Origin of the sequence: Sphingomonas cellulosilytica (genome assembly GCF_052321755.1) — a bacterium.
Classification (GTDB): domain Bacteria; phylum Pseudomonadota; class Alphaproteobacteria; order Sphingomonadales; family Sphingomonadaceae; genus Sphingomonas.
The window spans coordinates 106,219-119,389 of sequence record NZ_JBQRTT010000004.1; the positions used below are offsets into that span (position 1 = coordinate 106,219).

9 protein-coding genes are annotated in these 13,171 nt (G+C 68.3%); 4 read left to right on the forward strand and 5 right to left on the reverse strand.

The window, feature by feature from the left end:
• Positions 1-300 precede the first annotated feature (300 nt).
• Positions 301-1,008 carry a prolyl hydroxylase family protein gene (locus tag ACTZQ5_RS07970; RefSeq protein ID WP_443584641.1) on the reverse strand — a complete coding sequence of 236 codons (708 nt, stop codon included), beginning with the start codon at positions 1,006-1,008 and terminating at the stop codon, positions 301-303.
• Between the two features lie 99 nt (positions 1,009-1,107).
• On the reverse strand, positions 1,108-3,762 hold the full coding sequence (locus ACTZQ5_RS07975) for an EAL domain-containing protein (RefSeq protein ID WP_443584642.1): 2,655 nt from the start codon (positions 3,760-3,762) through the stop codon (positions 1,108-1,110).
• 166 nt (positions 3,763-3,928) lie between these two features.
• Here ACTZQ5_RS07975 and ACTZQ5_RS07980 point away from each other — a divergent pair, with 166 nt between their 5' ends.
• A complete protein-coding gene (locus tag ACTZQ5_RS07980) occupies positions 3,929-5,452 on the forward strand; it encodes a fumarate hydratase (protein WP_443584643.1) in 1,524 nt (507 codons plus the stop codon).
• Between the two features lie 529 nt (positions 5,453-5,981).
• Here ACTZQ5_RS07980 and ACTZQ5_RS07985 read toward each other — a convergent pair.
• Positions 5,982-6,518 carry a hypothetical protein gene (locus tag ACTZQ5_RS07985; RefSeq protein ID WP_443584644.1) on the reverse strand — a complete coding sequence of 179 codons (537 nt, stop codon included), beginning with the start codon at positions 6,516-6,518 and terminating at the stop codon, positions 5,982-5,984.
• A 101-nt stretch (positions 6,519-6,619) separates the two neighbouring features.
• Between ACTZQ5_RS07985 and ACTZQ5_RS07990 the strand changes: the two genes are divergently transcribed.
• Complete coding sequence (locus tag ACTZQ5_RS07990) at positions 6,620-6,997, forward strand: PRC-barrel domain-containing protein (protein WP_443584645.1); 378 nt, start codon at positions 6,620-6,622, stop codon at positions 6,995-6,997.
• Between the two features lie 19 nt (positions 6,998-7,016).
• Here ACTZQ5_RS07990 and uvrB read toward each other — a convergent pair whose 3' ends face one another.
• A complete protein-coding gene (gene uvrB, locus ACTZQ5_RS07995) occupies positions 7,017-9,212 on the reverse strand; it encodes an excinuclease ABC subunit UvrB (protein WP_443584646.1) in 2,196 nt (731 codons plus the stop codon).
• A gap of 146 nt (positions 9,213-9,358) precedes the next feature.
• Here uvrB and ACTZQ5_RS08000 point away from each other — a divergent pair, with 146 nt between their 5' ends.
• Entirely contained in the window at positions 9,359-10,180 is an 822-nt protein-coding gene (locus ACTZQ5_RS08000) for a ferredoxin--NADP reductase (protein ID WP_443584647.1), read from the forward strand.
• A gap of 120 nt (positions 10,181-10,300) precedes the next feature.
• On the opposite strand, the gene ACTZQ5_RS08005 is transcribed toward ACTZQ5_RS08000, so the two are convergent.
• On the reverse strand, positions 10,301-11,470 hold the full coding sequence (locus ACTZQ5_RS08005) for an MBL fold metallo-hydrolase (RefSeq protein ID WP_443584648.1): 1,170 nt from the start codon (positions 11,468-11,470) through the stop codon (positions 10,301-10,303).
• Positions 11,471-11,592: 122 nt separating this feature from the next.
• On the opposite strand from ACTZQ5_RS08005, the gene ACTZQ5_RS08010 reads away from it, so the two are divergent.
• The gene (locus ACTZQ5_RS08010) at positions 11,593-13,170 is read left to right on the forward strand and encodes an amidase (RefSeq protein ID WP_443584649.1); all 1,578 of its coding nucleotides are present in this window, start codon (positions 11,593-11,595) and stop codon (positions 13,168-13,170) included.
• Position 13,171 lies beyond the last annotated feature (1 nt).

Consider the following 13,171-nt stretch of genomic DNA (forward strand, 5'->3'; position numbering starts at 1 on the left):
CGTCCCCAAGGGATAGGGCCTTTGTCCTCTACCAGCAATTGGGTCCGCCCCCGAACTCAACCCCTACAAATTGTGGCAAACAGCCACCGCAGGCAAGAGCTTAATGTCGGTGAGGCGATGGGGTTCCGGTGGCCGAGCGGGCGGACGGCGGCGCGCATCGCAAACGACGCGCGGACTTCTGCGGGTTTCGCAAAGTGCAAGGGAACGGGGCGGGAACGAAAATTTTTTGGCGCAGGGAAGCTGCGGCGACTTGGGGCAAAAACGGACGTGGGCGCCGCCCGGGCGAACCGCATTGCCGCGTCAGCGGCGGCCCTTGATCGCGCGTGCCTTGCGGTTGGGGGGCGGGGCGGCTGGGCCGGTCCAGGGGCGTTCGCGGAACCATTTGGTGACGATGTATTTGGTGCCGCGGATCACGGGCTTGCCCTGATGCAGCGTGTGGGGATTGGGTTTGCCCTCGGCATCCACGTTGTTCCAGCACAGCATGGTGCCGGTCTGCGGCACGAAATCGTGGCCGAGATAGTGGAAGAACGTCTCGCCCCCGGCTTCGGGTTCGTTGAGGTAGATCATCGCCGTCCAGGTGCGCTGGCCGCAGCGGGCGGCGTTGGTCAGCGTGTCGGGGTGCTGCGCCTCGAAATAATCGGTGTGGAGCTTGAATTCCTGCCCCTCCGCATAGCGCTGCCCCTGGATCGGTTCGCCGAACTGCGGCCCGACGCCGAGGAACAGCGAGATGCGCAGGTCGAGCAACTGCACCAGCGGTTCGGCGGCGTCGAAGGCGCAGGTCTCGCTGGTCCGGGCGCTGGCGCCGCCCCAGGCGACGGTGGAGGGGCGGCGGTTGGCATCGATCATCCCGGTCAGCAGCGCGCATTCCTCGCCGTTGAGGAAGCCGGGGGCGATGACCATGTCGATATAGGGATTGTCGATCTCGGCGCCGCCGGCGAATCGCATCGCGCGCAGGGCGGCTTCGTCGAGGCCCAGGCTGTTGATGTCGAAGGCGGCCTGGATGGTCATCGAACGTCCCCGTCGGAAGGCCGGGCATGCCGGCGGCTGACCATCGGGTAGGCGAACGTGGTAAAGGCGGCGTTAAAGCCTGTCGTCCGGGCGAGCGCCTCACGCCCGGCGCTGGAGACGGCCGGGGGGCTGGGCGAGGCGCTCGACGGCGAACGCCTCGTCGAAGCGCAGGCCGGCCTTGCCGTCCTTCGCCCAGGCGATCTTCGCGGCGACCATCTGGTCCTCCACAAGTTCGATCAGCACGTCGAGGCCGACCGCGTCGCCGCCGATGGCGATGCCGTCGATCATCGCGCCGCCCGCGGATATGTCGCGGATGCGCACGTCGCCCTCGTTGCGACCGACGGCGATGCGGGCGGAGCGCAGCATCTTGGTCCGCGGCGCACGGCTGACCTTGTGGCCGACAGGCGCGACGCGGCCGCCGCCGAGCTGGGCGATCACCTCCGTGCCCGCGACGCCGCGGCCGTAGACATAGCCTTGGATGTGACTGCAGCCGAGATCGCGGACGAGATCGATCTCGTCCTGGATCTCGACGCCCTCCGCCGTCGTCTCCATGCCGAGCGTGTCGGCGAGCGTGACGATGGCGCGGATGATCGCGGCGTTGCGGTTGCCCGGCTGCGCGGCACCGCGCACGAAGCTCTGGTCGATCTTGATCTTGTCGAACGGCGCGGTGCGCAGATAGCCGAGGCTGGAATAGCCGGTGCCGAAATCGTCGAGCGCGAGGCGGACGCCGAGGCCCTTCAGCGCACGGAACATCGTATCGGTCGAGGTGGAGCCGTCGAGGAACACGCCTTCGGTGATCTCCAGCTCCAGCCGCTGCGGCGCGAGGCCGGCGTGCGCGAGGGCGGAGGCGACCAGCGCCGGAAAGGCGGGGTTGGCGAACTGGATGGGCGAGACGTTGACCGCGACGCGGACGTTGCCCGGCCAGCCCGCCGCCTCGTCGCACGCGGTGCGCAGCACCCATTCGCCCATCGCTTCGATCAGGCCGCATTCCTCCGCCACCGGCACGAAGTCGGCGGGGGAGATGGTGCCGCGGGTCGGGTGATCCCAGCGCAGCAGCGCTTCATAACCGACGATATGCGCATCGGCGGTCGACACCACCGGCTGGTAGGCGAGGGTGAAGCCGCCGTCCTGCAAGGTGGTGCGCATGTCGTCCTCCAGCGCCTTGCGGCTCTTGGCGCCGGCGAGCATCTCGTCCGAATAGAAGCGGTGGACGCCGCGGCCATCCGCCTTGGCGGCGTAGAGCGCGAGATCGGCGTTGCGGATCAGCTCTTCGGCGTCCTCGCCGTGGTGCGGCGCGATGGCGATGCCGATCGAGCAGCCGATCGAGACGGAGACGCCGGCGATGAAATAGGGCTGCGACAGTGCGCCGATCAGTTCCTTGGCGAGCGATGCCAGCGTGTCGCGGTTGTCGAGGCCGGGGAGCAGCACCTGGAATTCGTCGCCGCCGAGGCGCCCGACGAGGCCGGCGTCGCCGACCGTGCGTTGCAGCCGCTGCGCGACCTGCTTCAGCAGCGCATCGCCCGCCTGGTGCCCGAGCGTGTCGTTGACCGCCTTGAACCGGTCGAGGTCCATGAGGAACAGCGAGGCGGGGCGATAGGGGCCGGTCTGCTGCTGTTGCAGCGTCTTGTCGAGGCTGTGGCGCATGCGCTGCCGGTTGGCGAGGCCGGTGAGCCCGTCGAACAGCGCGAGGCGGGTGATCTCCGCATCCGAGCGGCGCTTTTCGGTGAGGTCGCTGCCCGAACCGATGAAGCCCTGGAACCGGCCGAGGTCGTCGACGACCGGCCGGCCGGAGATCGACCACCAATGGTCGGGTTCGCTGTCGCCGGTCGGCTGGTCGGCGGCGCAGACCATGTAGTCGGAAAAGGAGGTGCGCGAGGACAGGTGGAAGGCGAGGGTGCGTTCGGTGCCCGGCGCGGCGCTGTCCATGCGGAAAACGTCGATCAGCGCCCGGCCGATCGGATCGCTGCCCGTCTGGCGCAGTTCGGCGGCGACCTTTGCGGAGATGTAGGAGAGGCGGCCGTGGCGATCGGCCTCCCAGAACCAGCCGGTGCCCTGGCTTTCGAATTCGGCGATCATCTTGGCGGCGAGCCGGCCTTCGCGCGCCTCGGCGGCATGGTCGTGGACATGGCCGGCATCGATCCGCGCCAGCCGCAGCGTCGCGACGCCGAGGCAGATGAGCAACGCCAGCGCGACGAACGAGGGGAGCGCCTGGCCGGACAGGATCGGCAGCATGGCGACGAGGCCGGCGCCGAAGCCGAGGATGGCGACGCGGACCGGATGCAGCGCCATCGCGGCGATGCCGATCGCGCCGGCGCTGGCGACGAAGCAGCCGAGCTGGACCGACCCCATGGGCGCGCGCGTCGTTGCCCACAGCAGCGAGGACAGGCCGGCGGCGGTGCCGGCGGCGGCCAGCGCCAGGATGCGATTGCGCACGTGCGGCGGCCGTTCGCGCAACGTCTGCGCGGTGAACAGCAGGGCGGCCAGCGCCGTCGGCACCGCGGCCGCGCCGACGATCGGCGCCAGCGCGACGAAGGACAAGGCGTGCGGCGAGACGATCGTCGCGGCGACCAGCAGGATGCTGGCGATCGCCTGCGCCGCCAGGACGAACGGCCATACCGCCGCCACCGCGGCGAGACGCGCCGCGTGGGTGTGCGCCTCCGCCTCATTATGGTCGTCGCGCAACCCCAGCAGGTGCGCGAGCGATGCCGATGGGCGGCCGGTGTCCGATTGGCGGCGGGAGACGAGGTGCGGCATGGTGGAGGGCTTAGCCGCGCACTCGTTGATAAAGTTTTGCGAAAACAAGGGTGTTGCCAGCCCATCCTGCAAGGGACTGAAAAGATGCGGGCAGGCCCCCCCGTACGACCGGCTTGGCGCGGGCGTGGCCGCGCCTTAAAGGCAGCGCCACGCAAGGAGTTCGCCCGTGTCGACCGTCACCATCCGCCCCGCCGACCTGATCGAGAGCGTCGCCGACGCACTGCAGTTCATCAGTTACTATCACCCGATGGATTACATCCGCGCGCTCGGCGAGGCGTATGACGCGGAGCAGAGTCCGGCGGCCAAGGACGCGATCGCGCAGATCCTGACCAACAGCCGCATGTGCGCCGAGGGGCATCGGCCGATCTGCCAGGATACCGGCATCGTCACCGTGTTCGTGAAATGGGGGCAGGACTGCCGGCTGGAGGGCGACCAGAGCCTGCAGGCGGTGATCGACGAGGGCGTGCGCCGGGCCTATCTGTACCCCGACAACAAGCTGCGCGCCTCCATCCTCGCTGACCCGGCGTTCACCCGCCGCAACACGCGCGACAACACGCCGTCCGTGCTCCACGTCGAGATGGTGCCGGGAACCAAGGTGTCGGTGGATGTCGCGGCCAAGGGCGGCGGCAGCGAGAACAAGTCCAAGTTCAAGATGATGAACCCCAGCGACAGCATCGTCGACTGGGTGCTGGAGATGCTGCCGCAGATGGGCGCGGGCTGGTGCCCGCCGGGCATGCTGGGCATCGGCATCGGCGGCACCGCGGAAAAGGCGATGCTGCTCGCCAAGGAATCGCTGATGGGTGCGATCGACATGGGGCAGCTGAAGGCGCGGGGGCCGCGCAATGACCTGGAGGCGCTGCGCATCGAGCTGTTCGACAAGGTCAATGCGCTCGGCATCGGCGCGCAGGGGCTGGGTGGCCTCTCGACCATCCTCGACGTCAAGATCCTCGACTGGCCGACGCATGCCGCCTCCAAGCCGGTCGCGATGATCCCCAATTGCGCCGCGACGCGCCACGCGCACTTCACGCTCGACGGCAGCGGCCCGTCGTACCTGGAGACGCCGAACCTCGCCGACTGGCCCAAGGTCGACTGGCAGCCGGACAGCGCGGCGATCCGCGTCGACCTCGATACGCTGACGCCGGAGGTGGTGGCGACGTGGAAGCACGGCGACCGGCTGCTGCTCAACGGCAAGATGCTGACCGGCCGCGATGCCGCGCACAAGCGCATCGCCGACATGCTGGCCCGCGGCGAGACGCTGCCGGTCGAGTTCGCCGGCCGCGTGATCTACTACGTCGGCCCGGTCGATCCGGTCGGCGAGGAGGTGGTCGGCCCCGCCGGCCCGACGACGGCGACGCGCATGGACAAGTTCACGCGGATGATGCTGGAACAGGGGCTGCTCGCGATGGTCGGCAAGGCGGAGCGCGGCCCGGCGGCGACCGAGGCGATCCGCGACCACCAATCGGCCTATCTGATGGCGGTCGGCGGCGCGGCCTATCTGGTCGCACGGGCGATCAAGGGCAGCAAGGTCGTCGGCTTCGAGGACCTGGGGATGGAGGCGATCTACGAATTCGAGGTCAGCGACTTCCCGGTGACCGTCGCGGTGGATAGCGCGGGCCAGAACGTCCACCAGCTGGCGCCGCTGGTGTGGCGCGAGAAGATCGCGCGCGAGGGATTGCTGACACTGGCGTGAGGGGGCGTCGCCGGTTGAGGGAGCGGCGGGCGCTCCCATTTGCGGCCGTCATTGCGAGCGCAGCGAAGCAATCCAGAGCCGGATCAGGACGCCCTGGATTGCTTCGCTGCGCTCGCAATGACGGAAACACCTGTCGTGATATCACCGCGCGAAGCGGCATACCCTAGAAATGAGAAGAGGCTGCCGGGCGCCTCCCGGCGACCCGACAGCCCCTAAACATGGTCAGCGGCCGGAGAGCTCCAGCCCGGGAAACCATGAGGCCTCCAACAACCCTCGTGATGCCGTTGATTGGGGGAGGATACCCCCCGGCACCCATCAGCAGGCGTTAGAAGCGGGTCCCCCGAACGAACTGAACCGACCCCACTGCTGAACCATGAGACATCGGATCACCTCCTTTCGCTTGTTGATAGCCAAGTGACCGGTAGCCCGGCCACGGGTGCAATGTGCGCATCGCGGGCGTGACATGCAAGACTTGTAATGCCGGACATTTTGGCCGAGCATCCTGCGCCGCCGCGGCCGCCGGGCAGACTCAGCCGCGGCAATCCTCCGTCACCCGCTCCACCTCCGCCCAAGCGGGGACGACCAATGTCGCTGCGCCGGGCTGCTGCACGACGAAATGCCCGCGGCTGAAGCCCATGGCGTCGAGCAGGCGGTCGTTCGGTGGGAACGCCACCGCGACATAGGGCGGGGTGCCGCCGGTCGGCTGGACGGCAAGCGTGCGGGTGGTGCTGGTGGTGCGGATGGTGAGCGGCGCGGTGCCGGTGCCGGCGACCGACAGGTAGAGCCGGCGCGCGGCGGGATCGCAGCGCAGCGTCAGGCGGGCATCGCTGCCGGCGACACCGAACAGCGCGATGCTGCCGGATCCGTCGCGGCGCCAGGTCCAGTTTCCCGGCGTCAGCGGCCAGTCGCGCCAGTCGCTGCTGCGCGGTGCCGCGGTCGGCGTCGGTGGCGGTGCGGGCAGGGCCACCGGGGAGGGCGCGGGGGCAGGCGGAACGCTCTGCGGCACGCAGGCGGCGACGGCGGCGAACAGCGGAGCGAGCAGAACGGGGGCGAAATTACGGCGCATGGCACGGGCTTATGGGCGATGGGGGCAGGGGCCTCAACCCGCGCGGGCATGGAACCGGCGCGGGCGCCGGGCGGTTCACCGGCATCAATCAGGAGCATCCGATGTCGACCGACCCGCAGACCCCCACCACGCAGCTGCTCGTGCAGGCCAATGTCGCCCATTCGCTGAAGGTCGAGAGCCGCGACGGCGACCAGGTCGGGTCGGTCTATGCGCTGATGGTGCACAAGGGGTCGGGCCGCACCACGCATGCCGTGCTGAGCCTCGGCGGGTTCCTGGGCATGGGCAAGAGCTTCTATCCCCTGCCGTTCGAGTTGCTGCAGTTCGATCCCGTGCGCGACCTGTACGTGGTGACGATCGATCGCCGCATGCTGGAGGGCGGGCCGAGCTGGGCGAACAATGCGCCGATGTTCGACCAGGCCTATGCCGACCGCGTGGCGAGCTATTACGGCGTCGGCCGCGAGGACCTGAGCGCGGGGTGAGGCGTGGGGGCGGCCGGGGTCAACGCCCCCGGCCACCGCCCATCCGCATCTTCTGCTGCTTGCCGTAGCGCGTCTTGCGGGTGCCGGGCTTGCCTTCGTTGCTGCGGCCCATGATCGGCGCCTTCTGCTCGGCAGGCGGCAGGCCCAGTTCCTCGTTCTCCAGCTGGCGGATCTCGTCGCGCAGACGGCCGGCTTCCTCGAACTCCAGATCGCTCGCCGCCTTGCGCATCCGCTTTTCGAGATCCTCGATATAGGCGCGCAGGTTGTGGCCGACCATGTGCGGGCGATCCTCGTCGATCGGGATGGTGACCTGATCGCCCTGGCTGACATGGGCGATGATGTCGCCGATCTGGCGGCGGATCGTCTGCGGCGTGATGCCGTGTTCGGCGTTATACGCCTCCTGCTTCTCGCGGCGGCGCTGCGTCTCGTTCATCGCCCGCTCCATCGAGCCGGTGATGCGATCGGCGTAGAGGATCACGCGCCCGTCGACGTTGCGCGCGGCGCGGCCGATGGTCTGGATCAGCGAGGTTTCGGAGCGCAGGAAGCCCTCCTTGTCCGCATCGAGGATCGCGACCAGCCCGCATTCGGGAATGTCGAGGCCTTCGCGCAGCAGGTTGATGCCGATCAGCACGTCGTAGACGCCGAGGCGAAGGTCGCGGATCAGCTCGATACGCTCCAGCGTCTCGACGTCGGAATGCATGTAGCGGACCTTGATCCCCGCCTCGTGCATATATTCGGTGAGGTCCTCGCTCATCCGCTTGGTGAGCGTCGTCACCAGCGTGCGATAGCCCTTGGCGGTGGTCGCCTTGCACTCCTGGATCAGGTCCTGCACCTGTTCCTCGACCGGCTTGATCTCGACCGGGGGATCGATCAGGCCGGTGGGGCGAATGACCTGTTCGGCAAAGACGCCGCCGGTCTGCTCCATCTCCCAGCCGCCCGGCGTCGCCGAGACGCTGACCGTCTGCGGGCGCATCGCGTCCCATTCGTTGAAGCGCAGCGGACGGTTGTCGATGCATGAGGGCAGGCGGAAACCATATTCGGCGAGCGTGATCTTGCGACGATGGTCGCCGCGCGCCATCGCGCCGATCTGCGGCACCGTCTGGTGGCTTTCGTCGACGAACAGCACGGCGTTTTCCGGCAGATATTCGAACAGCGTCGGCGGCGGCTCGCCGGGCAGGCGGCCGGTGAGGAAGCGGCTGTAATTCTCGATCCCCGCGCAGCTGCCGGTGGCGGCGATCATTTCGAGGTCGAAATTGGTGCGCTGTTCGAGCCGCTGCGCCTCGAGCAACTTGCCTTCGGCGACCAGTTCCTTGAGCCGCTCGGCAAGCTCGTGCTTGATCGCCTCGCCCGCCTGCTTGAGCGTCGGGCCGGGGGTGACATAGTGGCTGTTGGCGTAGATGCGCACCGAATTGAGGCTCGCGACCTTCTTGCCGGTGAGCGGATCGAATTCGGTGATCTCTTCGATATCGTCGCCGAAGAAGCTGATCCGCCAGGCGCTGTCCTCGTAGTGCGAGGGGAAGATTTCGAGCGTGTCACCCTTCACGCGAAAATTGCCGCGGGCGAAGGCGGCGTCGTTGCGCTTGTATTGCAGCGCGACGAGCTTGCGCACGATCTCGCGCTGGTCGACCGTCGTGCCCTTCTTGAGGTCGAAGATCATCGCCGAATAGGTTTCGACCGAGCCGATGCCGTACAGGCACGACACCGAGGCGACGATGATGACGTCGTCGCGCTCCAGCAGCGAACGAGTGGCCGAATGGCGCATCCGGTCGATCGATTCGTTGGTCGAGGATTCTTTTTCGATATAGGTGTCGGACCGCGGCACGTACGCCTCGGGCTGGTAGTAATCGTAATAGCTGACGAAATATTCGACCGCGTTTTCGGGGAAGAAGCTCTTGAACTCGCCGTAGAGCTGCGCCGCGAGGATTTTGTTGGGGGCGAGGATGAGCGCAGGCCGCTGCAATTCCTCGATGCACTTGGCCATGGTGAAGGTCTTGCCCGAACCGGTGACGCCGAGCAGCACCTGGTCCTTTTCACCCGCCCGCGCGGTCGCGACCAGTTCGCGGATCGCGGTCGGCTGATCGCCCGAGGGCTGGTATTCGCTGACCAGCTTGAACGGGCGGCCGCCCTCCACCTTGTCGGGGCGGGCGGGGCGATGCGGGACGAAGCTTTCGCCGGTTTCCGGTTCGGCGAGGCTGGTGCGGATCTGGATGGCCATATCGGGAACGGATATGGGGGAGCGGCGCCGTATCGGCAATGAGGGGGCAATGCGGGATTGGGGCGAGCAAGCTTTGCTTTGGTTGACCCCGGGGCTCGCGCTTCATAATGCGAGCCCTTCGCAAACGATCCGAAGTCCTGCCTGCAATGACCGACCTGCGTTCCGCCAAGACGATCCCCGAGACCAAGGCCTTCGCCAACGTGAAGGTGCTGTGGGTGCGCCATTGGAACGACCGGCTGTTCAGCTTCGCGGTCGAACGCCCGGCGAGCTTCCGCTTCCGGTCCGGCGAGTTCGTGATGATCGGCCTGCCGGGGGATGGGGACGGCGCCAAGCCGATCATGCGCGCCTATTCGATCGCCAGCCCGCATTATGCCGAGGAGCTGGAGTTCCTGTCGATCAAGGTCGAGGACGGGCCGCTCACCTCCAAGCTCCAGCTGATCGAGGCGGGGGACGAGGTGTATATGGGCAAGAAGCCGACCGGTACGCTCGTCACCGACGCGCTGGTCGGCGGCAAGCGGCTGTTCTTCTTCTCGACGGGCACGGGGCTTGCGCCGTTCCTCAGCCTGGCGCGCGATCCGGACGTCTATTCAATGTTCGACCAGGTGATCCTGGTGCATTCGGTGCGGCAGGTCAGCGACCTTGCCTATCACGACGAATTGCAGGCGCGGCTGGCGGAGGATCCGCTGGTGTCCGAGGAAGCGGCGACGCAGTTCCATTACGTGCCGACGGTGACGCGCGAGCCGTTCCGCACCACCGGCCGCATCGGCGACCTGATCGAGAGCGCCGCGCTGTTCGGCGACCCGGTGCAGGGGCCGAAGAAGCTGGATCCGGAGACGGACCGGATCATGCTGTGCGGCAGCATGGCGATGATCCGCGAAACGGCGGCGATGCTGGACGGCATCGGTTTCGAGGAAGGGTCGAACGCCAAGGCCGGCACGTATGTGATCGAGCGCGCGTTCGTGGATTGATCGGGCTCGCCCCTCCCCTTCAGGGGAGGGGATGGGGGTGGGGCAGGGTCTCACCGAGCGTGTCGGTTGCATGGACAGGCCCCACCCCAACCCCTCCCCTGAAGGGGAGGGGCTTTTGGATTACCGCAGCGCTTTCATCTCAGGCGTGTCGAGGCAGCGTAGCATCGTTTCCCGCTTCATCGGCTGGCCCGTGTCGGGCGCGGCATAGGGCGGCACCTCGAAGGGCACGCCGATCCGTTCGGCGGTGAAGCCCTGGCCGCCACTGCACCGCATCGCCGCGGCCAGCATCTTCGGCGGCGTGTCATAGCCTTCATAGGACAGGCGGAACGTTCCCCAGTGGATCGCCATCGATCGCGCCGCGCCCAGCCGCTGGTGGATCAGCGCGGCCTCGGCGGGGCCGACATGGCTGCCCGAACTCATCTGGCCGGGCGCGAAGCGGAAGGCGCCGATCGGGATCATCGCGAAGCGAACCGGACCGAGCCGCGCCGCCTCGGCCGGCCAGCGGCCGTCGCCGAAGCCGGTGTCGCCGGCGAAGAAGATGTTGCCGCCGGGCAGGCTCACCACGAAGCTGGACCACAGAGCGCGGTTGCGATCGGTGAACCAGCGGCTGCCCCAATGGTGGTTGCGGGTGACCGCCACCGCGACTCCCGGCCGCACGTCGACCCGCTGCCCCCAGTCGAGCGCGGTCGCCTTCGCCCCGACCTGCCCGATCACGCTGTCGTTGCCGAGGCTGGTGACGATCTGCGGCCGGTCGCGCTGCCACAGCCGTTGCAACGCCGCCTGATCGAGATGGTCGTAATGGTTGTGGCTGACCAGCACGAGGTCGATCTTCGGCAGGTCGTCGAACGCCACGCCGGGTGCCGCCACCCGTTTCGGCCCGAAGCCGAAGGGGCCGGCGCGCTCCGCGTAGATCGGGTCGGTGAGGATGTTGAGGCCCTGGGTCTGGATCAGCACGCTGGCGTGGCCGATCCAGGTGACGAGCATGCGGTCGCCCTCGACGCGCGACGGCGGCTTTGCCGGAGTGACCGCCACCTGCGTCGGCCATGCGGGGCGGCCGTCGCGGCCGGTCATCTGGCGCCAGAAGAAGCCGGCGCGGCCGCCGCGCGCGGGCAGGCGCATCGTGTCCTGATCGCCATCGGGATTGAAGAAGCGGGCGCCGTCGTAATGGTCGCTCTCCGGCCCTTCGTAATAGAGCCGGTCGAGAAAGCGCGGGACGATCGTCAGCGCGAGGCCGATCGCCACCACCAGCACCACCACGATCCCGCCGACGATCTTCAATGCCAGTGCCACGATTGTCCTTTGCCACGTTGATCTGGGTGAACGCCGCGACCTGCCGCGGGTTCATCCGCGATGCGACGCCGCTTGCGCTGCGGGGCGGCTCCGCTAGCATCGCATCGTCAACAGGGGGTTATATGCTGCGGATTTCACTGGCGATTGTGCTGGCCGGCACGCTGGCGGCGGCACCGGCTGCGGCGCGCAAGGTTGCGGTGGAGGAGGTGTCGCTGGAACAGGCGCAGGCGCTGATGCGCGCCGGCAAGGCGAGCAGCGTCGACCTGACCCGCGCCTATCTCGACCGGATCGCGGCGATGGATCGCAAGGGGCTGACGCTGCGCAGCGTCATCGCGGTCAATCCCGATGCGGTGGCGCAGGCCAAGGCGCTGGATGCCGAGCGCAGGGCGGGGCGGGTGCGCGGGCCGCTGCACGGCGTACCGGTGCTCATCAAGGACAATATCGAAACCGCAGACGCGATCGCGACCACGGCAGGCAGCCTGGCGCTGAAGGACAATGTCACCCGCCGCGACGCGCCGGTGGTGGCGGCGCTGCGCGCGGCGGGGGCGGTGATCCTCGGCAAGACCAATCTCAGCGAATGGGCGAACATCCGATCGACCCATGCGATGAGCGGGTGGAGCGCGGTCGGCGGGCTGGTACGCAACCCCTATGCGCTCGATCGCACCGCCTGCGGTTCGTCGTCGGGGTCGGGCGCGGCGGTGGCGGCGAGCTTCGCGGCGGCAGCGGTCGGCACGGAAACGGACGGGTCGGTGGTCTGTCCCTCGTCGATCAACGGGCTGGTCGGGCTGAAGCCGTCGATCGGCCTCGTCAGCCGCACCCGCGTGGTGCCGATCAGCCATTCGCAGGATACACCGGGGCCGATGGCGCGGAGCGTGCGCGACGTGGCGATCCTGTTTTCGGCGATGGTCGCGGCCGATCCGGCCGACCCGACCACGGCGGGCGCGGTGCCGCGCGATTATGCCGCCGGCCTGACGGTGAGCGCGCTGTCGGGCATGCGCATCGCGGTGCTGCGGCCGGACGGGCTGTCGGCGGCGCTGGCGGCGCGATACGAGGCGGCGCTGGCGGTGCTGAAAGGGGCCGGCGCGGTGCTGGTCGACGTCAAGCCGCCCAAGCTGGAGGGGATCGGCGATGCCGAGTTCACCGTGCTCAAGACCGAGTTGAAGGCGGACCTGGAGGCGTATCTGGCGACCACGCCGCCGGCGGTGACCGCGCGGACGCTCGACCAGCTGATCGCCTTCAACCGGGCGCATGCGGCCGAGGAGATGCCGTTCTTCCAGCAGGAGATCTTCGAGGAGGCGGCGAAGACCAAGGGGCTGAACGACCCGGCCTACAAGGCCGCGCGCGCGACGTCGCTGCGGCTGGCGAGCGAAGCGATCGACGGAATGCTGCGCCGCGCCGGCGCGCAGGTGCTGGTGGAGCCGACCTATGCCGGCGCGTGGCTGAGCGATCCGGTGTATGGCGACCAGTATAGCGGCCCTTCGTCGTCGGAACTGCCGGCGATTGCGGGCTATCCCAATCTCACCGTGCCGATGGGGCTGGTGAAGGGGCTGCCGGTCGGCCTGTCGTTCATCGCGACGAAGAACGGCGAGGCGACGGTGCTGGGCGCGGGCTATGCCTATGAACAGCGGGCCAAGGCACGGGTGGCGCCGCGCTATCTGCAACAGGCGGATGTGGGCGAGGGGCTGGAGGGGGTGCGGTGAG